General features: G+C 34.0%; 17 protein-coding genes. 1 reads left to right on the top strand and 16 read right to left on the bottom strand.

Annotation, left to right across the window (positions count from 1 at the left end; genetic code table 11):
- Nucleotides 1–31 precede the first annotated feature (31 nt).
- From JVU85_RS02860 to JVU85_RS02870, 3 genes are all read right to left on the bottom strand, one after another.
- Nucleotides 32–898, bottom strand: coding sequence for a thiamine pyrophosphate-dependent enzyme (locus JVU85_RS02860; RefSeq protein ID WP_204172072.1), 867 nt, complete (start codon nucleotides 896–898; stop codon nucleotides 32–34).
- Nucleotides 899–2659: a 2-oxoacid:acceptor oxidoreductase subunit alpha gene (locus tag JVU85_RS02865; RefSeq protein ID WP_021458844.1), complete on the bottom strand. Its 1761-nt coding sequence runs from the start codon at nucleotides 2657–2659 to the stop codon at nucleotides 899–901. It lies immediately after the preceding gene.
- 112 nt (nucleotides 2660–2771) lie between these two features.
- Nucleotides 2772–3563, bottom strand: coding sequence for a TIGR00282 family metallophosphoesterase (locus JVU85_RS02870; RefSeq protein WP_002511014.1), 792 nt, complete (start codon nucleotides 3561–3563; stop codon nucleotides 2772–2774).
- Nucleotides 3564–3724: 161 nt separating this feature from the next.
- Between JVU85_RS02870 and JVU85_RS02875 the strand changes: the two genes are divergently transcribed.
- The gene (locus JVU85_RS02875) at nucleotides 3725–3940 is read left to right on the top strand and encodes a hypothetical protein (RefSeq protein ID WP_002511013.1); all 216 of its coding nucleotides are present in this window, start codon (nucleotides 3725–3727) and stop codon (nucleotides 3938–3940) included.
- Between the two features lie 77 nt (nucleotides 3941–4017).
- Here JVU85_RS02875 and rny read toward each other — a convergent pair whose 3' ends face one another.
- The 13 genes from rny to pnp all read right to left on the bottom strand — a co-directional run bounded on the left by rny (nucleotide 4018) and on the right by pnp (nucleotide 21128).
- Nucleotides 4018–5577 carry a ribonuclease Y gene (gene rny, locus JVU85_RS02880; RefSeq protein ID WP_002511012.1) on the bottom strand — a complete coding sequence of 520 codons (1560 nt, stop codon included), beginning with the start codon at nucleotides 5575–5577 and terminating at the stop codon, nucleotides 4018–4020.
- 398 nt (nucleotides 5578–5975) lie between these two features.
- Complete coding sequence (recA, locus tag JVU85_RS02885; RefSeq protein ID WP_002511011.1) at nucleotides 5976–7028, bottom strand: recombinase RecA; 1053 nt, start codon at nucleotides 7026–7028, stop codon at nucleotides 5976–5978.
- Between the two features lie 153 nt (nucleotides 7029–7181).
- The gene (locus JVU85_RS02890) at nucleotides 7182–8330 is read right to left on the bottom strand and encodes a CinA family nicotinamide mononucleotide deamidase-related protein (protein ID WP_002511010.1); all 1149 of its coding nucleotides are present in this window, start codon (nucleotides 8328–8330) and stop codon (nucleotides 7182–7184) included.
- Nucleotides 8331–8469: 139 nt separating this feature from the next.
- On the bottom strand, nucleotides 8470–9048 hold the full coding sequence (pgsA, locus tag JVU85_RS02895) for a CDP-diacylglycerol--glycerol-3-phosphate 3-phosphatidyltransferase (RefSeq protein ID WP_002511009.1): 579 nt from the start codon (nucleotides 9046–9048) through the stop codon (nucleotides 8470–8472).
- Between the two features lie 44 nt (nucleotides 9049–9092).
- Nucleotides 9093–9485 (bottom strand): helix-turn-helix domain-containing protein, encoded by a 393-nt coding sequence (locus tag JVU85_RS02900; protein WP_002511008.1) that lies wholly within the window; start codon nucleotides 9483–9485, stop codon nucleotides 9093–9095.
- Nucleotides 9486–9518: 33 nt separating this feature from the next.
- Nucleotides 9519–10349 (bottom strand): DUF3388 domain-containing protein, encoded by an 831-nt coding sequence (locus tag JVU85_RS02905; protein WP_002511007.1) that lies wholly within the window; start codon nucleotides 10347–10349, stop codon nucleotides 9519–9521.
- 137 nt (nucleotides 10350–10486) lie between these two features.
- Nucleotides 10487–11191 carry an elongation factor P 5-aminopentanone reductase gene (gene ymfI / locus JVU85_RS02910; RefSeq protein WP_002511006.1) on the bottom strand — a complete coding sequence of 235 codons (705 nt, stop codon included), beginning with the start codon at nucleotides 11189–11191 and terminating at the stop codon, nucleotides 10487–10489.
- Nucleotides 11192–11194: 3 nt separating this feature from the next.
- Nucleotides 11195–12481 (bottom strand): EF-P 5-aminopentanol modification-associated protein YfmH, encoded by a 1287-nt coding sequence (gene yfmH / locus JVU85_RS02915; RefSeq protein WP_021458845.1) that lies wholly within the window; start codon nucleotides 12479–12481, stop codon nucleotides 11195–11197.
- Nucleotides 12481–13746, bottom strand: a complete 1266-nt coding sequence (yfmF, locus tag JVU85_RS02920) for an EF-P 5-aminopentanol modification-associated protein YfmF (RefSeq protein ID WP_151508021.1) — start codon at nucleotides 13744–13746, stop codon at nucleotides 12481–12483. Before yfmF ends, yfmH begins: the two co-directional genes overlap by 1 nt.
- Before the next feature lie 26 nt (nucleotides 13747–13772).
- A complete protein-coding gene (locus JVU85_RS02925) occupies nucleotides 13773–14486 on the bottom strand; it encodes a GntR family transcriptional regulator (RefSeq protein ID WP_002511003.1) in 714 nt (237 codons plus the stop codon).
- A 2-nt stretch (nucleotides 14487–14488) separates the two neighbouring features.
- Nucleotides 14489–16900: a DNA translocase FtsK gene (locus tag JVU85_RS02930; protein ID WP_204172073.1), complete on the bottom strand. Its 2412-nt coding sequence runs from the start codon at nucleotides 16898–16900 to the stop codon at nucleotides 14489–14491.
- 229 nt (nucleotides 16901–17129) lie between these two features.
- Complete coding sequence (rnjB, locus tag JVU85_RS02935) at nucleotides 17130–18803, bottom strand: ribonuclease J2 (protein ID WP_002511001.1); 1674 nt, start codon at nucleotides 18801–18803, stop codon at nucleotides 17130–17132.
- 225 nt (nucleotides 18804–19028) lie between these two features.
- On the bottom strand, nucleotides 19029–21128 hold the full coding sequence (gene pnp / locus JVU85_RS02940) for a polyribonucleotide nucleotidyltransferase (protein WP_002511000.1): 2100 nt from the start codon (nucleotides 21126–21128) through the stop codon (nucleotides 19029–19031).
- Nucleotides 21129–21157: the final 29 nt, after the last annotated feature.

The raw sequence follows: 21157 nt of genomic DNA on the forward strand, positions 1-21157 counted from the left end.
TTTAAATAGTAAAATTCATCAATTATTATTCTTAGACAAATTGCTCAATTAATTCATTGAATTGTGTTTCATCAATGTGAATATCTTTTTTAGCTAGTGACGTCTCACCTAGCTCGTCAATTTGCGATTCATAAGAAGGTGTTTCACTATCTTGATATACGATTCCTTTAACTAAAGATTCGTAAGCTAAAATATTACGCATTGCATTTTGCTTATCTGTAGCATCATAATCTTCGATATCTTCTATGCTCGTTAAATTTTCTTTAAACCAGTCATACGTATTAACTTTATTATATGTCACACATGGAGAAAACACATTGACAAAAGAAAATCCATCGTGGTTAATTGCATCTTCTATCATCTTCGTTAAACCTTTAATATCACTAGAAAATCCTTGTGCTAGAAACGTCGCTCCAGAAGAGATAGCTAGCTCTAAAGGAGCTACATTTTGTTCAATATTACCTTTAGGTGTAGATTTAGTAATAAAACCAGGAGCGGATGATGGCGATGTTTGTCCTTTAGTCAAACCATAAATCTGGTTGTCCATAACTATATATGTCATATTCATATTTCGACGTAATGCATGTATTGTATGACCCATACCGATAGCATAACCATCACCATCGCCGCCAGATGCAATTACAGTCAAATCTTTATTTGCCATTTTCACGCCTTGTGCTAATGGTAATGAACGACCATGCACGCCATGTACACCGTATGCATTGATATAGCCTGATAAACGTCCAGAACAACCAATACCAGTAATAACTGCAACTTCCTCAGGTTCTAAACCAACATTTGCTGCTGCTTTTTGAATCGCAGCTTGCACTGAGAAATCTCCACATCCTGGACACCAATTGGGCTTCACATTGTTTCTAAAATCTTTAAATGTTGCCACTTAAACCAGCTCCTTTATTTCTTTAGCCACTGCTAAACCTTTTTCTTCTATTTCATGAGGTAAAAATGGTGTACCGTCATATTTAGTCTGGTTTACCAATTTATTACCTATATTCACATTCATTTTAATAATATTTGCTAACTGTCCTTGATAGTTGTGCTCAGCAATTATTACTTTTGATGCTTTATTTACTGCTTGCTGCACAAGTTCATTTGGGAAAGGATGTAATTGTCTGATTTGTAAATGATTTACTTTTATACCTTGCTGTTCTAAACGTTCTTTACCTTCAGCAATTGACCCTTTAGTTGATATAAATCCAATATATAAAATATCTGCTTCATCATGTTGTTCATCTATATCAACTGGATTATTAATGAGTAAATGTTGTGTTTTACGCATACGTTTTTCCATTTGTTGTTGTCTGTTATTAGCTGCTTCACTCGTTTTACCTTCTTCGTTATGCTCAACTCCAGTGACATGATGTATACCACCTTTCAAACCAGGAATCGGTCTAGGTGAAATACCACTTTCTGTTAAAGCATAGCGTTTAAAGTAGAGTTTATCATCTTCATCGCGTTCAATATCAGACTGTAATAAAGCGCCACGTTTAATTTCAATTTTATTATAATCTAAATGTTTTACTGTTTGTTTTCCTAATGATAATTGTAAATCACTTAAAACAATAACAGGACATTGATATTCCTCAGCTAAGTTAAATGCTTCAATAGTTAAATAGAAAGCATCTTCAGCGTCAGTAGGCGCAACAACAATCTTTGGTATATCTCCATGAGTACCATAAATCATTTGCATTAAGTCTGATTGTTCTTGCTTTGTCGGCAATCCTGTAGATGGACCACCACGTTGTGTATTAATAACCACAAATGGTGTTTCGGTCATACCTGACAATCCAATAGCTTCCATCATCAATGATAATCCCGGTCCGGCACTTGCTGTAAATGCACGCACTCCAGCATAATTGGAGCCAATTGCCATGTTAGCTGCAGCAATTTCATCTTCTGTTTGTACTACAGTTCCACCAACTTTTGGTAAATTGGCAATCATATACTCCATAATTTCTGATGCTGGTGTAATTGGATAAGCAGCCATAAATCTTGATCCTGCAGATAAAGCGCCTAAACCAATCGCATCATTACCAATCATATATAAATGCGGTTGCTCCGCAGTATCTGTTAATTCAAAATCACCAATTAATGTACTTTGTTGTTCTTGCATCAGGCGATAGCCTTCTTGCAATGCTTGAATATTCATTTCAACTACTTTATCGCCTTTTTTGCTAAACATGTTTGTAATTAAAGTTTCTATGACAGTAGTATCAATATTCATAATTGAACATGTAGCACCAATTGCTACCATATTTTTCATTAATGCAGTACCAAGTTCTTTCGCTGTTGCAGTAAATGGTAAATCTATGAGTTGCGCTCGACAATCTTCTGGTTTTTCTGGTTTAGCTTTACTGTCAGCTATAATAATGCTATCTTCTCTCATTTCATGATGATTGACTTCAATTGTTTCTTGGTCAAATGCAATGAGTAAATCTAAATCATCGCTAATAGCATGTACTGGTGTTGTTGATACTCGAATTTTATTATTTGTGTGACCGCCTTTAATACGACTTGAAAAATGACGATAGCCGTAGAGATAATATCCTTTACGATTCATAGCAGTGGCAAAAATTTCTCCTGTTGATTCAATTCCTTCGCCTTGCTGACCGCCCACTTTCCATGATATTTGTGATCTCATATCATCTTGCCTCCTAGTGGAAAAATAGTTCATATTTAATAATACCAAAAGAAACCACTCTATTACTATGTATAGAATGGTAGTTATTTAAATTCATACTAATGGACGATAGTTAGTTAAAGGGATGATCGTCGTTGATTAACACACGCTCTATGTGCTTTGTACGTCCATTTTTATCTATATCTATTACTACACCTGATAACACGCTTCTACCATCATCTGGCAAGACGTGACGTTGTGGCAAACTTGTAATAAAACGAGTAATAACTTCATCTCTATTTATACCTAATATTCCATCATAATACCCTGTCATACCGACATCGGTAATATAACCCGTACCTTGAGGTAAAATTCTTTCGTCTGCAGTTTGTATGTGTGTATGTGTACCTACTACCGCACTAACTCGACCATCTAAATACCAACCCATAGCATTTTTTTCTGATGTTGTTTCAGCATGAAAATCTACAAAAATATAATCGGTAACTGCTTGAGCTTCTTTTATTAAGGCATCAGCTTTTTTAAATGGATCATCAATGTCCTGCATAAAGGCACGACCTTGTAAATTTATAATAGCTAATTTAATATCATTAATTTGAATAAAACGCATACCTACACCTGGTGCTTCATCAGGAAAGTTAGCTGGTCGGACCATTCTATTCGCTTCTTCTATAAAGTCATAAATTTGACGTTGACCATAAGTATGGTTTCCCATTGTTACAAAGTCTACACCTTCACGAAGCAATTGTTTATAAATCTTTTCAGTCAGACCTTTACCGTGTGCGGCATTTTCACCATTTACGATAGTTACAGTCGGTCTATATGTTTGTTTCAGTTTTGGTAAATATGTTGTTATGGCTTCACGTCCAATTTTGCCAACTATATCTCCAATAAATAATATTCTCATTACAAGTTCATCCTCTCATATTGTTAGTTTAATGTATATTAAACATATTGAAAAGGATTATAATTAAAATGATATAGTTAAATTTAGTTTTAAAATTTGGCTAAGTGGTATTTATATAAGTAGAGTATTGAAAACAAATATATAGGAGTTGTAAGTTATACATGTCAATTAACATTGATCCAGAAAAGTTTGCAAATTTAGTAGTTTCAGCCAATCCATCGAAAAGTGAGGATGCAGAAGACATTGCAAAAGACAGTCTTGAATTATATATCAATGCATATCGTTTAGCTGAAAGGTACGCTAATCTTTCTACAAATTGTTACGATACGGCAGAAGTAATCCAAGAAGTTAAAGTTACTGATCTGGAATTAAGTTAGTATCAATATACTTTTTAGTACAATTTAGAAAGCATATTGATATTAATAAAAAACGGTCGCCTTAAAGGCAACCGTTTTTATTTTGCATACTCAATTGCTCTAGTCTCACGAACAACTGTCACTTTTATATGACCAGGATATTGAAGTTCATCTTCAATTTGGCTCTTTATATCTCTTGCTAAGCGATGTGATTTTAAGTCGTCTATAGCATCTGGTGAAACAATAACTCGAATCTCTCTACCAGCTTGAATTGCGAATGCTTTATCTACGCCATCATAGCTTTCCGATAACGTCTCTAAGCGCTCTAATCTTCTAATATAGTTTTCTAAAGTTTCTTTACGAGCACCAGGTCTTGCAGCAGATAATGCATCAGCAGCAGCTACTAGAATAGAAATAATAGATGTTGGTTCAACATCTCCATGGTGTGAATGAATAGCATTAACCACTGTTTCAGTTTCATTATATTTTTTAGCCAATTCAACACCAATTTCTACGTGGCTACCTTCTACTTCATGATCGATGGCTTTACCAACATCATGCAACAAGCCAGCTCTTTTGGCTAAAGTTATATCTTCTCCTAATTCAGCAGCAAGCATGCCACTTAAATGTGCCACTTCAATTGAATGTTTTAACACATTTTGTCCATAACTCGTGCGGTATTGTAAACGACCTAAGATTTTAACTAAATCTGGATGCATATTGTGTACATTTATTTCAAATGTCGCTTGTTCACCTGCATCACGTATAATATCATCTACTTCTTTCCGAGCTTTATCCACCATATCTTCAATGCGTCCTGGGTGTATTCTACCATCAGAAACGAGATTGACTAATGCTGTTCTAGCAATTTCACGTCTGATTGGATCAAATCCTGATAGTATAACTGCTTCTGGTGTGTCATCGATAATTAAATCAATACCAGTAAGTGTCTCGAGTGTTCTAATATTTCTACCCTCTCTACCAATGATCCGTCCTTTCATTTCATCGTTAGGTAAATTAACAACCGATACTGTAGATTCTGAAGTATGTTCTGCAGCTAGTCGTTGTACCGTTGTTGCTAATAACTCTTTTGCATTTTTATCGACTTTTTCTTTGGCTTCTTTCTCTTTTTCCTTAACAAGTATTGCAATATCTTGTGACAATTCGTCTTCAACTCGTTTAAGTTGCTCATTAGCTGCTTCTTCTTGAGTGAGACCAGAGATGCGTTCTAATTCTTGTTCATGTTTATTTATTAATGATTGAACACTACTCTCTTTTGCATCTACTTGTTGTTGTCTTTCTTCAAGTTTAGATTCTTTTTGCTCTAAAATTTCATCTTTTTTATCAAGCAAATCAGATTTACGCTCTAAATTTTCTTCTTTTTGAAGTAGGCGACTTTCTTGCCTTTGAAGTTCTCCTCGTCGTTCACGAAGTTCATTTTCACTTTGTTCTTTTAACAACTGATTTTCTTCTTTGGCTTCAAGCAGTTTTTCCTTTTTTAGGTTTTCAGCTTCTTTATTCGCCTGATCGATGATATCTTCGGCAGTTTGTCTTGCTTGTAATTGCTTTTGATGTAGCAATTTACGGGCACTAAAATACCCTACAACAACTCCCAGAATAATACCTAGCAAAATGAGTAGGAGGTCTAATAAATTCACATAAACACCCCCCTTTTTCTAGGATTTGCTCTTTATATCAAAATAAATATGATTTTAATGAATTATATAACAATCATACAGTCCAATTGTACGTTTTAAAACTAAGAAGTGTCAAGATATCGAACTACAATTATATAATTTCAATTAACAGAGATTTTAATACTATATTAAAATAATTTATACATAATAATATGTATATTTAGATTATAACAAACTTTACAAATGATAACAGTCTAAATTTTCCATTGTTAATTAATAATTAGGATAAAAAATCATATTCTGTTTAATTTTATCTAGTGCTCAAGTGTGCAGTTCTAATTGATTACCAAAAAAGCTGTATAACAACAATATTTTGAGTTATACAGCTTACTTTAAAAAATTATTTATTTTAATTTCAACTATTCTTCATCGAATAAATTCGGTGTTGCTTCTTCGGATTCTTCGGTTTCTTCGATATCACCATCAAAAATACCTAATTTTTCACGTAATTTTTGATCAATATCCTTTTTAATTTCAGGGTTTTCTTTTAGATAAGTTTTTACATTTTCCTTACCTTGACCCATACGCTCTCCATTATATGAATACCATGCGCCTGACTTATCGACGATATCATTTTCAACACCTAAATCGATAAGTTCACCTTCTTTAGAAATACCTTTCCCGTACATAATATCAACTTCTGCTACTCTGAAAGGAGGTGCCACTTTATTTTTAACAACTTTAATTTTTGTTCTATTACCTACAATGTCTTGACCTTGTTTTAATTGCTCTGCACGACGTACTTCTAAACGCACTGAACTGTAGAATTTCAATGCACGTCCACCAGGTGTTGTTTCAGGATTACCGAACATAACGCCTACTTTTTCACGGATTTGGTTAATAAATACTGCAGTAGTGTTAGATTTAGAAATTGCCCCTGATAGTTTACGTAACGCTTGAGACATTAATCTTGCTTGTAAGCCTACATGAGTATCTCCCATTTCACCTTCAATTTCAGCTTTTGGCGTTAATGCTGCAACTGAGTCTACTACTACGATATCTACCGCACCACTTCTAACAAAAGCCTCTGCGATTTCAAGACCTTGTTCTCCGTGGTCAGGTTGTGATAAATATAAATTATCAATATCGACACCTAAAGCTTCAGCATAAACAGGGTCAAGTGCGTGTTCGGCATCGATAAATGCTGCAATTCCACCATTTCTTTGTACTTCAGCTATAGCATGTAATGCAACAGTCGTTTTACCTGAACTTTCTGGTCCATAGATTTCAATAATTCTTCCTTTAGGATAACCACCTACTCCTAAGGCATTATCCAATGTTACAGAACCACTCGAAACACTTGATACTCTGCGAGCTTTATTGTCGCCTAATTTCATCACTGAACCTTTACCAAATGATTTTTCCATATTTTTTATAACTGTATCTAAAGCTTTTTGACGTTCGTTATCCAATGTTGGACCTCCTAAATGAGTTTCATCTCAATTAATTATCTTAATCACACTATACAATCTATTTATCGTTTTTTCAAGTATTTTGCGAATATTTGTTCGTATTATGTTCGTTATGTTCAAAAATATCGAACATGCGTGCTTAATAACGCTATTTTAAAGTTTTTTAATATAAGTTAACAACCGTATTAATACTTGGTTCGGTGTACGCGATTTTAGTGTAACTTGTTGTGTTGCTACATTAAATGACTCGATATGCAATTGTTGATTTTTCAATATACCTATATAAACTTTATTTTGATGACGCAATACTGCTACACCTATTTGGGTATTATATAGTTTTTGAACGATTGTTGTCGCAACTGTTAATTGCTCTGTTATTGACTTGGTACTGTCGATAAATTGTGGTGCATGAATAAGTACCCCTTGCAACAATTGATCACAATTATAATCACTCATTTGGCTATATAGAAGCCCTTCAGTCACGCCATCATAAAGTGCAAATGAGTGAGTAATTTGTTGCATAAATGCTTCTGCTAATGTAATTTCATTAGAGCCATAGTAATAATCACCTAGTCGGTTTAATATTTCTTGTTTGATAGGTGCTATTAAGGCAACACATTCAGCTTTTGAATGTGCATTGGCAGTTAATCTGATATTGACTTCATGCGAACCAGCTAATGGGGCAATTGTTGGATTGCTTTGATTATCTATTAAGTCCATAAGCTCCGTTTCCACTCTTGACTCACCTATTCCCGCAAACCTTAACGATTCAGAATAAATACTTTTTTCTCCATCTAGAAAATACGGCAATAATTCATTCTTAGCCATAGGTTGCATTTCTTTAGGTGGACCTGGTAATAGCACTACTTTTTTATCATTGTAATCTACTAACATTCCAGGCGCCATACCTACTTTATTAGCTAACACTTTTGAACCTTCAATAACTAGCGCTTGTTGTTTATTATTTGGGGTCATTACTTGTTGATGTTGTGCAAAAAATTGTTCAATATAGTTCATTGCGTTTTGATCAGTTACAAGTTCACGGTTAAGTAACTGCGCTACAGTATGTTTTGTTAAATCATCTTTAGTTGGACCTAAACCGCCAGTCAAAACGACAGCATCATAATTGTCTAAAGCATGTTTTACTACACGCGTTAAACGCTCTACATTATCACCAACCACCGTATGCTCAACTACACTATGACCAATATCATTAAACAATTTAGATAGATATTGACCATTGGTATTAGCGATTTGTCCTAATAATAATTCTGATCCGACTGCGATAATTGAAATTTGCACTGCTGTTCTTCCCCCTTGTCGAAAATGACACTATCAAATACTTGAATGTAATACACTTTATTATAAAACAAATGTTTCCTAAAAATCTAAAAAAAAGTTTGGATACAAGTTTCTTACTTGAGTTCCAAACTTTAACTTATTATTTTGCTTTAAAGACGTCTCGTCCTTTATAAAAATATTCGATACCTGATAATATAGTAAAGAATACTCCAATGTACAGTAATACTTGACCTAAAGGAAAACCAATCCAATTAGCTAATGGGTCACCTAATAAGATCCATACTAACGCTACCATTGTGACAGCTGTCTTTATTTTACCTAGTTGCCCTGCTGCGCTAACAAAACCTTGTTCAATTTGTAATAAACGTAATCCAGTTACTGCGAATTCACGAGCAATGATAATTATAGCTACTATTGAATTTGTTAAATCAATTTGTACTAATGCAACTAATGCTGCAGACACCAATAATTTGTCTGCTAATGGGTCTAAAAATTTCCCCATATTCGTTACTAATTGCCACTTGCGAGCTAAATAACCATCCACAAAGTCACTCAACGATGCAACAATAAATATTATTCCAGCAATTAGTAATTCTATTCTAATATTATATCCGCCTATTATAGACACTGAACCGAAACCAAAATCCGCTAATGCGAAAATTAAAAAAATCGGAATTAGTATAACTCTAAAAACGGTTATCCAATTCGGTATATTCATGTATAATCCTCATTTCTCTATTTAAATCTAACAATCAATACTTCTTACAACACAATGACCGCTGAAATCCATATTAATGCAGTAATTATAACGATAGCACTAATAACGACAATTAACTGTAGCGGTTCTTTATTTTTACTTCTATAAGTAGGCTTGTCTTCTTGCGCAAATGCATTAATGGTAACATCAATATTGTTATCTTGCTGTGGTATCTCTTCTTTATGCGCGGCTATTAGCTGTGTTGAATCAATATTCACAGCTTTAGCATATTTTTCAATAAAACCTTCAGCATAAGCAGAATTATATAATGCATCAAAATCATTATTTTCGATTAACTTTAACGTTGCTTGTTTAATTTGGGTTTTTGACTCTAATTCATACAGCGTCATACCAAGTCGTTCACGTCGACCTTTTAAAGTTTGTCCTATAGAGCTCATGGTTGTAGTCCTCCTCGACAGTAAAAGTACGTATTATTGAAAGAAACCAAAACCATCACCAAATCCGTTTTCATTAAAATCTAAATTATTTTTACTTTTTACGGTTTTCTTTTTCATTTCTTCATAATGAATTTCTTGGTCTTTATCTTCTCTTAACTCAATAATATAGTCAAAATCACTCATATTATATTCACTGGCCTCCACAAACAAATCTGGGTGCTCTACTACTTTGATAGCTGGTAAGCTCATAACTTCTTTAACTAAATCTTGATGTTTTTCACTTGATTCACGCGCAGTAACGGCACCATCAATAATATAAACATGATCCGAATCATATTCACCTTTGATGAGTGAACTTCTAACCGTTTGTTTAATTAGCGTGGAACTAATAAATAACCAACGTTTATGCGCACAAACACTACCGGCTACAATAGATTCTGTTTTCCCTACACGTGGCATTCCGCGAATACCGATTAGTTTATGACCTTCTTCCTTAAATAGCTCTGCCATAAAATCAACTAATAAACCTAAATCTTCACGTTCAAAGCGGAACGTTTTTTTATCGTCTGCATCTTGTTCTATGTATCTGCCATGACGAACTGCTAAACGATCTCTTAGTTCAGGTTGTCGTAATTTTGTAATTGAGATATCGTCTATTTCTGTCACAATGTTCTCAAATCTACTAACTTTTTCTAAGTTATCAGATTTAATAAGCAAACCTCTACGCGCTTGTTCAACACCATTTATAGTTACAATGCTAATACCCATCATACCTAATAAACTGGAAACGTCGCCTAATAAACCTGCTCTATTCATTGTAATTTCATATTCTAAATACCATTCTTTTTTTACTGGCACTGCCATAACTAAACACCCCTTAGTTTTCATGCATTACAACAACCGTAAATAAAACTGTAATAGCACACGCATCTATTAAAAAGTATAATTATATGAACATTATAACATTGAAACATAATAATTTGTAAATCAATATTAAGTACTTATAAGTACCAGGCTCCGTTTACTTTTTGAACTGTACCTGTCACACTTTTAGCCATTGGATGACATAAGTAGGCACAAGTATGTGCAATTTCATGTGGATCAATTAATCTCTGTTGTGGTAGTTCATTCACAATAGCAGATAATTCTTCGTCTGACCAAACTGTAGACATATTACCACTAACAATGCCTGGTGATATAGCATTAACAGTAACTGACGTCATCGCTAATTCTTGACTTAGTGCTTTCACAAATCCTAACTGTGCACTTTTCATTGATGAATATACTGTTTCGAGACTGGCTCCTGTTTCTCCCCAGATAGATGAAATAACAATAATTCTGCCTTGTTCACTCATTCTTAATTGATCTACAAAATATCTAATAACACGGATACATTCTCTGACGTGAATGCGATAGCAACGATCAATCTCTTCATCACTAGTATCTTGAAGTTGACCATAAAGAGCTGTACCGCTAGCGTAAATCAAACAATCTATATTTTGTATAGATTGGAAAAGTTCTTCATATTGTGGACTTGCGGTTAAATCACATTGCACAAATTGTACTGGATAACCTTTGAATTGCGTTATTAAGGTCGATACCTCTGCACGATGATACTGCACAATTACCTCATATCCATCATCTAATAAACGTTGCACAATGGCTTTACCAATCGTACCTGAGCCACCAATTACTACAGCTTTCATAGTTTACTTCATCTCCAAACGACTATCAACCATCTGTTCTATATTCAAGCATGTTTGTACAGTACTGTTGACACTCTCTAATGTTATATTTTCAACAATATCCAATAAATCAAAGAGACTGACACCCTCAAAATATAATTTAGTATACTGGTTAGCGATGTACTCTGGTGAATTTAGACCTGTAATAAATTCTCCAATAAATTGTTTTTTCAACAATTCAAAAGCTTCTTCATCCACGAGTTGACCTTTTTTTTGTTCCAATTCTGTTAATAATAAATCTTTTAATTTATCAGGTTGTTGCGTGGCGCTCGTTATGATAGAAAAACTATATGTTGGTTCAAGTACAAATTGATAGCCGAAAGTATCATCTATTAATTCATCTGTAAGTAGTGATTGATAAAAATCAGTTTCTTCGCCAAATACTAATTCAAAAAATAAAGTCATTTCCAAATCTTTACGTACAAATTGCTCTGGTTGAAGATTAGTTAACGGATCATTTTTAAATCCTAACATGAGTCTAGGTGACTGTAATTTCATAGTTTCTGTTACGACTTTTTCGTTAACAGAAGCTTTTTCAACTAAAGGATCACGTTGAATAACTGGTTGCGCTTCTTTATCTCGTTTATCTTCATGTTCTGTAACGATTTGTTCAATAGCATTAGGCTCAACGTCACCTACAACAAATAGCACCATGTTTGATGGATGGTAAAATGTCTCATAACATAAATATAAATCATCTTTAGTAATATCGTAAATACTCTCAACACTACCTGCAATGTCAACTTTTATCGGATGTGAATCATACATAGCACGTAAAGTGTTAAACATTAATTTATATCCAGGTTGTTCTTGATACATTTTTATTTCTTCAGCGATAATACCTTTTTCTTTATCTACAGTCTCCTTAGTGAAATAAGGTGTTTCTACCATAGTTAATAAACGTTTAATATTTCGCTCAATATTATCTGTCGCACTAAATAAATAACTTGTACGATCAAAACTTGTAAAAGCATTAACTTGAGCATTATCCTCAGCAAACGCTGTAAATAAGTCTTCTTCTTCATTTTCAAATAATTTATGTTCTAAAAAATGTGCCACACCATCCGGCACTGTAACAAATTCATCTTGATTGTGCGGTTTAAATTTATTATCTAAAGAACCAAATTGTGTAGTGTATGTAACAAAGGTCTTTTGAAATCCTTGTTTTGGTATGACAAATAATTTCAAACCATTATTAAGGGTACTTTCAAAAACGCGTTCATCGATTTGTTGGTAATATTTTTCGCGCATTACGCTTCCCCTCCTTTTGTTAAAATATAAATAGTATTTAACGTCGCTGCATTCACTAACTCAATGATTTGTTCTCGTGTCACTTGCATAATAGCATCTACATACGATTGATCTGTCATATCCGTTGTTAATAACAGATTGTTATTCATCCGTTCAATAATACTTTTTGGTCGATCTTCACCTTCATGGCGCTGTGAAATAAAAACTTTTTTCGCTAACTCAAGTTTTTCATCACTAAATTCTCCAAATTTGAACTTTTCAAATTCTTTAATGATGGTCTCTTGTGCAACTTGATATTTATCAGCTGAAACTCCACTTAAAACGAATAAATAGCCATTTTTTGTATCGAGTTGCGAATGAATAGAGTACGCTAAACTTTGTCGTTCCCTTACTTCATTAAATAATACGGATGATGGGTCACCACCGAACATCATATTAAAGACTACTAATGCAAAATATGCCTCACTACCATAAGTTACCGGAAATTCGAAGCCCATATTTAACTTGGCTTGATCGATTTCATCATATTCGATAATAACATTCGGCTTGTGTTCTGTAGCGACTGGTTCTACTGTTGCAAATGTATCAAAGTGAGATGGTTGAATTTGGAAATATTGCTGTATGTAATTCTTAACTTGTCGTTCATCTACATTACCAACAACATAAATTGCACAGAAATCATTAGTAATCATAGATTGATATGTATCATATAAACTTGCACTTGATATGTGAGCTATGTTTTCTACTTGTCCACTCGCTAATTGACTGTATGGTTGATCGCCAAACATGTTTTTCAATAAATTTAGAAAAGCGAGTTGTGACTTATTATCTTCTATAGCAGCTAATTTTTTTGTCAGCAAAGATTTTTCTTGTGCTAAAAATCCTTCATCAAATTGTTGATTAGTTATTAAGGGGTTCCAGATAATTTCTGTTAATAATTTTATGCCTTGTTCAAACAGTGGAGTAGTATCTTTGAGGTATTTTTCATTAACTAATTCTAATGAAATCGTAATAACATGTTTATCTTTAAATTTAGACACAAAACTATTAACATAAGCGCCATATAATTCTGATAAACGACGATTCAAGGCTTTATCTGACGGCCATTTTTTAGTTGCACGCATTAATAATTTACTTAAAATAGCGCGTTCAGTAACCGTATCTTGGTTTAAAGGGGCCATAAATTTTAATGTAATCGTAGTGGTTTTAAATTTCGAAGTTGGTAATACATTAATATGAAGATTGCTCGTTGACTTGTTATTCAAATTGTCATTCCCCGCTTTCTTTTTGCTTATAGTCTATTTCTTACCGTTTTAAACTTTACTAAACTACTTTTAAAATAATTAAATGAATAAAATACAGGATTATGTTCATTATCATAATGAATAAGCTTTAATAACATGAGTCCTTCATGTGGTGACGCATTTAAAATATCTGAAATATGTGGTTCATAACTAATTGCTTCTATTTCTGTTTCAGCATAACTAATTTTGCGTTTAGAATTTTGCTCGATGGCATTAATAATGGATTGATTATTTGTTTGATATTGATAACACGTCAATTCTGATGTGGGTACTTTATCTAAACAATACACCACAGGAAACTGGTTTGCTGTGCGAATACGTTCAATAATAGTAACCATTGTTTTTTCAGGTAACGTCAAATATTTTGCGTCTAATGATGTGGCTGGCTTTTCGTCTAAGCTGATAAATTCAGTACCTGCTTGATAGCCTTGATTCGTAATCATTTCACTAATACTTACTAATTCACCTAATGGATAGAAGAAAGGGTGTAGCGATTTAACGCTCACACCTTCTTCTAAATTATTAGTTAAGACTTGTTCAGTAATTAGTTCATCTACACCATCATAGACATCATCTGTTTTTACTTTTAAATCTCTAGCAATTGCTAAATTACTAGGTAGTTTTTCTCCATGTGCTAATTTACCTTCTTTAATTTGGTTAATTATCCATTCTTTCACTCTATAAACTGATGTTAATTCCATATTTACACCTCATCGTTATCTAAATCAACAAGTATTTGTCTTGGCTTACTGCCTTTTTGTGGTCCAATAACTTGGTTGTTCTCTAAATCATCCATCAATCTTGATGCCCTGTTATAACCAATTCTAAATTGTCGTTGGAGTAGTGATGTGCTTGCTTTTTGTTGTTCTATAACAAATAGATATGCCTCATCATAAAGTGGGTCTTCACTTTTCATTTCTGATTTTTCTACGGGTGCATCGGGCTCCATTTCCTTAACATAATTTGCTTTTTGTTGCTCCACAACATAATTAACAACTTCTTGCACTTCTTGGTCGCTTAAAAATGCACCTTGTACCCTTGTCCTTACCGAACCACCATTTGCTACATATAACATATCACCTTTACCTAATAATTTATCAGCACCGCCACTATCTATTATTGTTCTAGAGTCAGTTTGTGAACTAACAGCAAATGCAATTCTTGAAGGAATATTATTTTTAATAATCCCTGTAATGACATCAACTGAAGGTCTTTGTGTCGCAATAATTAAATGTATACCAGCAGCACGTGCCATTTGAGTAATACGTTGTATTGCATTTTCAACATCTTTTCCTGCAACCATCATTAAATCAGCTAACTCATCTACAATAACTACAATGTAAGGTAACTCAGCTTGTTTTTCATCTAGTTCTTGGTTTTGACGTTTAATATATTCATTATAGCCTTCTATATTTCGTGTAGAAGAATGCTGGAATAAATCATAACGTCTTTCCATTTCTGCAACTACTTTTTCTAACGCTTGTGACGCTTTATGTGGATTCGTTACAACTGGTATTAATAAATGCGGAATTCCATTATATACATTTAATTCTACCATTTTTGGATCTATTAACATAAGTTTTACTTCGTGTGGTTTAGCATTCAACAATATACTGGTAATGATACCATTAATACATACTGATTTCCCACTACCAGTTGAACCAGCAACTAATAAATGCGGCATTTTATTTAATTCTACGGTAATAGGGTCGCCTGAAATATCTCTGCCCAATCCTACTTCCAATTTATTGCTAGCTGGAAATTTTTCATCTAATACTTCTTTTAAGGATACTAACGAAATTTTATCATTAGGTACTTCGATGCCGACTGCCGAACGACCTGGAATCGGCGCTTCAATACGAATATCTTTGGCTGCTAATGCTAGCGCAATATCGTTATGCAAGTTTACAATTTTACTTACTTTCACACCTTGCGCTGGTTGTATTTCATATTGAGTTACGGCTGGTCCAATTTTGATTTGTGTGACACGAGCATCTACACCAAAGTTTTTTAATGTAGTTTCTAACAATTGCCCTTTTTTCTGCACTTCAGCTTTAGATGTCGTTTTTTGTTTTGCCGGTTGATTTAGCAACGAAAGTGGCGGCACTTTATAAGCTTCGTTTTCTACTTCACCTGCTTCTGAAATCGAACCAGACAACTCACTATCGGTATTGTCCTCTACTTCTTCTTCAGTAGGCGCAAGTTGTTTTTGTTGTTTGTGCTTCTGACGTTCCTCTGTAGCTGACACATCATTTGTTAGAGTATCGCCATGCCCTTTAGGTTGTTTAGCTGTTGCTGTGTGCTCATCTTCATTATCACTATGTCCATAAATCGGAATTGCCGGTTGAGCTTTTTGAGATACTTCATTAACTTCAGGTAAGTTTGATACATCTTTCAACTCTTCATTTTTCGCAGCTTGCTGTGCTTGTTTTTCAGCTTTCACACGCGCTTTTGCTTCTTTTTTAACTTTTTGTTGCTGTCTTTTTGCTTTTAGATTGTCGGATGCTGATTCACTTTTAACTTTCAAAGATTCTAAAAATAATTTCGAAACATCACGATGCTTTTGCTTTAATAAAAGGATACCGCTTGAAATTATAAGTAACAGTGTAACGATAATTACACCTACAATAGAAATTAATGGTATAAATAATTCCAATAAATAAAAGCCAATCAAGCCACCACCAAAATTTGGAAAATGTGAGTTTTCATAAGATTTATAGACAAAAGATAAGACTGGTTCTCTTTTCGATTGGCTATTATGAGTAAAGTGATATATCACTTGCATTAATAGAATCAAAGTAAACTGTAGCATCACTGCTCCAGTTGTTCTACGTGTTTTAGGAAGACCGCGATACAAAGTAATATAAACTGTAGCTATTAATATTAATATATACGTTAAGTATCTACTCGTACCTACAAGATAATTGAAAAAGCTATCAATCATTCGTCCAACAATGCCTAACTGAAAGGCTCCTAATATTGTTAAAATAGTGATGATTATCGCAAAGACATATTTTAACGCATTATCTTTTTGTTTCTTTTGTTGTTTTGTAGACTTTTTACGCGTCGTCGCTCCCTTTTTTCTTGTCGTCGCTCGTTTTTTGGTTTGTGCCAAAACTTTACACCTCTTTTAAAAAGTTGAAACTAATCTAAACATAGCACAATGCTAAAAACATCTACCATGCTCTGTCTCACAATTAGCGTTATGAATAATAAGAAGAGGCAGAGACTACCTCCTACAGGTATAAACAGCTTTGTAGATTGACATTTTTATGCAATCCCAACCACTATTTTTACATGCTTATAAAGCATTAGCCTCAACCTCTTTTACTCATAGGTTTATATTAAATTTCCGAAATAACTGGAATAATCATCGGGCGTCTTTTCGTACTTTCAAACAATAGCTTGCTAATTTGATCACGCATATTTTGCTTGATTTCTGACCATTCAATACGTTTTTCTAATAGTCCTTGCTCTACTATTTCACGTACTTTTTCTTCAGCTTCTTTAAGGAGTGCTTCACTTTCTCGCACGTAGACGAATCCACGTGATTGAATTTCAGGACCCGCAGCAATACGTCTGTTTTTAGGATCTAGCGTAACAACAGCGATAAATATTCCATCTTCGGCTAATAAATGTCTATCTCGTAAGACGATGTTACCAACATCTCCTACACCAATACCATCAATAAGTACATTTCCTGAATTCACTTTTTCGTTAAGAATCATAGCTTCGCCATCATAATTAACGACATCACCTTTTTCCACTAAAAAGATTTTTTCAGGTTGCACGCCGGCTTCATTAGCTAATTTAGCATGTGCAATTTGCATTTTGAACTCACCGTTTACAGGAATGAAATATTCCGGTTTCATGATATTTATCATCATCTTTAATTCTTCCATACAGCCATGGCTTGATGCATGAATCTTTTTATTATTCGGTAAAATTTCAGCACCAGCTCGCACTAGCTCATTTAAAGTGTTGCCGATGATTACTTCCATATTTGCAGATGCTGTAATTGCTAAAAAGACAGAATCTCCAGGTTCAATGTTCATAATTTTATGTTTCTTTTGAGCCATTTGGCTTAACGCTTCAACTGGTTCACCTTGCATACCAGTTGCAATAATAATAACTTCATTCTTAGGATAGTTTTCCACTTCATTGATCGGGATTAACAAATCTTTGGGAATATCAAAATAGCCCATTTTTCTTGCTGTGTTAAATGAACTTTCTAATGAACGACCTAAGAATGACACTTTTCTGTTTAGTTTGCTTGCAACTGTAAGCACTTGTTGAATTCTAATGAAGTTAGAAGCATAACAAGAGACAATCAAACGACCTTTTACTTTTGTAAACGCGTCATACATATGAGACTCAATAACATTTTCTGGAGTATTGTATCCAGGTTTTTCAGCTTCCGTCGAATCACTGATTAAGGCAAAGACACCTTCGTCTCCAATTTCAGTCATACGTTTTAAGTCTGGTGCATAATGACCTTGTAAACTTTGATCAAATTTAAACTCTCCTGTATACACGATTGCACCATAAGATGTATGAATACATATACCTAAACTATCTGGAATACTATGTGCAGTGTTAAAGAAAGTGATATTTACCCCTTTGAAACGCATAATCGAATCATTATTAACAGTATAGTATCTTACTTTTTTATTAATATTACGTGCCTTCATATTTTCTTTTATTAATGCAATAGTCAATTTTGAACCATAAACGGGTGCATCAACTTGCTCAAGTACATATGTTACTGCACCAATGGCATGTTCGTGACCATGTGTTAAAAATATACCTTTTAACTTTTCTTTGTTTTCAATGACATACTGAATATCAGGAATAACAATATCTACACCTAACATTTCGTCTTCTGGAAACATTAATCCAGCATCTAGCATAAACATTTCATCGTCTACTTCAACGATATACATATTTTTCGCAATTTCTCCAACTCCACCAAGGGGGATTATGCGAATATTGTTATTATTTTTCTTAATTAAACTCAAAATGGTACCTCCTAATTTTAATCCCCGACCATATATAATCTCATTTTATATTATAAGTTATATTAGGCTCTGTGTACACTATTAAAGTAATTTCCATGTTAAAAGTATCCTTACTTCTACTTTTTGTGACATAAAGAAAGAAACTAGTATTAACGTTATGTTTTTTGACAACTTTCAAAATGTGTATAATCAACACAACGTATACTAGTTTCTTGTTTATATAGATTATTTAGTTTCTAATACTTTATGAGAAGCATTTACTCTACCTTGTTTATCTATTTCAGTAACTTTAACTTTCAAAATGTCACCTAATGCTAATACATCTTCGACTTTATTAATGCGTTCTTGTGCAATTTGTGAAATGTGAACTAAAGCGTCTTTTCCGGCAAACAATTCTACAAAAGCACCATATTTTTCTATACGTTTAACTTTTGCGTCATAAATTTGTCCAACCTCAGCTTCGCGTGTAATATCTTCAATAATTGATTTTGCTTTATCAATAGCATTTTGATCGACTGCACCTATGAAAATTGTACCATCTTGTTCAATATCTAATTTAACACCTGTTTCATCAATAATTTCATTGATTTTTTTACCACCAGGCCCAATCACATCTCTAATTTTTGCTGGTTTAATTGTCATAGTGACAACTTTCGGAGCATATGCGCTTAACTCACTTCTTGGTGTATCGATTGTTTGTAACATGTGATCTAAGATTGCTAAACGACCTTCGCGTGCTTGTTCTAATGCTTCTTTAATGATTTCTTTTGTTAAACCATCAATTTTAATATCCATTTGTATTGCAGTGATACCTTCAGATGTACCTGCTACTTTAAAGTCCATATCGCCTAAAGCATCTTCCATACCTTGAATATCAGTTAAAATTGTATAACTATCGTCACGAGTTACTAATCCCATAGCTATACCAGCAACCGGTGCTTTAATTGGCACACCTGCATCCATTAAAGCAAGTGTAGAGCCACAAATTGATGCTTGTGAAGAAGAACCGTTCGATTCTAGTACTTCACTTACAATTCTTACCGTATAAGGGAAATCTTTAGGGTCTGGAATAATATGACTCAATGCTCTTTCGCCTAATGCACCGTGTCCGATTTCTCTTCTTCCCGGTGAACGTACTGGTCCAGTTTCTCCGACTGAATAGTTAGGGAAATTATAATGATGCATAAAGCGTTTCTCTGCTTCCTCACCTAATCCGTCAATAATTTGATATTCACTTAATGAACCTAATGTTAGTACAGAAAGTGCTTGCGTTTGTCCGCGTGTGAATAGCCCTGAACCGTGTGCTCTAGGTAACAAGCCTACTTCAGAATCTAATGGACGAATTTCGTCTGTTTTACGGCCATCCGGTCTGATTTTTTCTTCAGCAATTAATCGTCTTACTTCAGCTTTTACTAAATCATTTAAAATGCCTTGTACTTCTTTAATTAATGTCTCATTTTCTGGGTCTTCTTCATCTATAAATTGGTCGATCACTGCCGCTTTTAGCTCGTCTAATTTATCATCACGTTGTTGTTTATCAAATGTTAACACTGCTTGTTTTAGACCTTGTTCTTCAGTTAATTGAGTTACTTTGGCTATGAGTGAATCATCTTGTTCTGCTGGAATAAATTCTTTTTTCACTGGCTGAATGTAGTCAACAATTTCTTGTTGGAAAGCAACTAGACGTTGAATTTCTTCATGTCCAAAGAAGATAGCTTCTAGCATTTCTTCTTCAGTGATTTCACTTGCACCAGCTTCAACCATGTTCACTGCATCTTTATGACCAGCAACTTCTAAATCTAAACGTGAAACTGCTTTTTGTTCAACTGTTGGATTAATAATGTATTCTCCATCTATAAAGCCTACGTTAACACCTGCAATAGGTCCTTGGAATGGGATGTCAGAAACACTTAACGCTACTGATGAACCAATCATTGCCGCCATTTCTGGAGAACAATCTGGATCAGCACTAAGTACAGTGTTCATAATTTGAACATCATATTTATAACCTTTAGGAAATAGTGGACGGATAGGTCTATCTATTAATCTTGCTGTTAATGTAGCTTCATCACTCGGGCGACCTTCACGTTTTTTAAAGCCACCAGGAATTTTACCTGCTGCATACATTTTTTCTTCATAATTTACCATTAATGGGAAAAAATCTCCATCGCGCGGTTCTTTGGAAGCAACAGCAGTTGATAGTACAACTGTATCACCATAACGGACAAGTGCAGCGCCATTAGCTTGTTTCGCTAGTTGTCCTGTCTCTATTGTTAATGATCGATTCGCCCATTCAGTTTTAAAAACTTTTTTCTCTTGAGACATTATGAATCTCCTCTCCTATATCTATTACT

The organism is Staphylococcus sp. GDY8P72P (assembly GCF_016890655.1).
Taxonomy (GTDB): domain Bacteria; phylum Bacillota; class Bacilli; order Staphylococcales; family Staphylococcaceae; genus Staphylococcus; species Staphylococcus arlettae.

Bases quoted from the DNA above. Each gene is read 5' to 3' on its own strand.
- JVU85_RS02925 (WP_002511003.1), bottom strand. From the start codon at position 14,486: ATGGAATTAACATCAGTTTATAGAGTGAAAGAATGGATAATTAACCAA.
- JVU85_RS02865 (WP_021458844.1), bottom strand. From the start codon at position 2,659: ATGAGATCACAAATATCATGGAAAGTGGGCGGTCAGCAAGGCGAAGGA.
- pnp (WP_002511000.1), bottom strand. From the start codon at position 21,128: ATGTCTCAAGAGAAAAAAGTTTTTAAAACTGAATGGGCGAATCGATCA.
- JVU85_RS02905 (WP_002511007.1), bottom strand. From the start codon at position 10,349: ATGGCAGTGCCAGTAAAAAAAGAATGGTATTTAGAATATGAAATTACA.
- JVU85_RS02900 (WP_002511008.1), bottom strand. From the start codon at position 9,485: ATGAGCTCTATAGGACAAACTTTAAAAGGTCGACGTGAACGACTTGGT.
- JVU85_RS02870 (WP_002511014.1), bottom strand. From the start codon at position 3,563: ATGAGAATATTATTTATTGGAGATATAGTTGGCAAAATTGGACGTGAA.
- pgsA (WP_002511009.1), bottom strand. From the start codon at position 9,048: ATGAATATACCGAATTGGATAACCGTTTTTAGAGTTATACTAATTCCG.
- ymfI (WP_002511006.1), bottom strand. From the start codon at position 11,191: ATGAAAGCTGTAGTAATTGGTGGCTCAGGTACGATTGGTAAAGCCATT.
- yfmH (WP_021458845.1), bottom strand. From the start codon at position 12,481: ATGCGCGAAAAATATTACCAACAAATCGATGAACGCGTTTTTGAAAGT.
- JVU85_RS02875 (WP_002511013.1), top strand. From the start codon at position 3,725: ATGTCAATTAACATTGATCCAGAAAAGTTTGCAAATTTAGTAGTTTCA.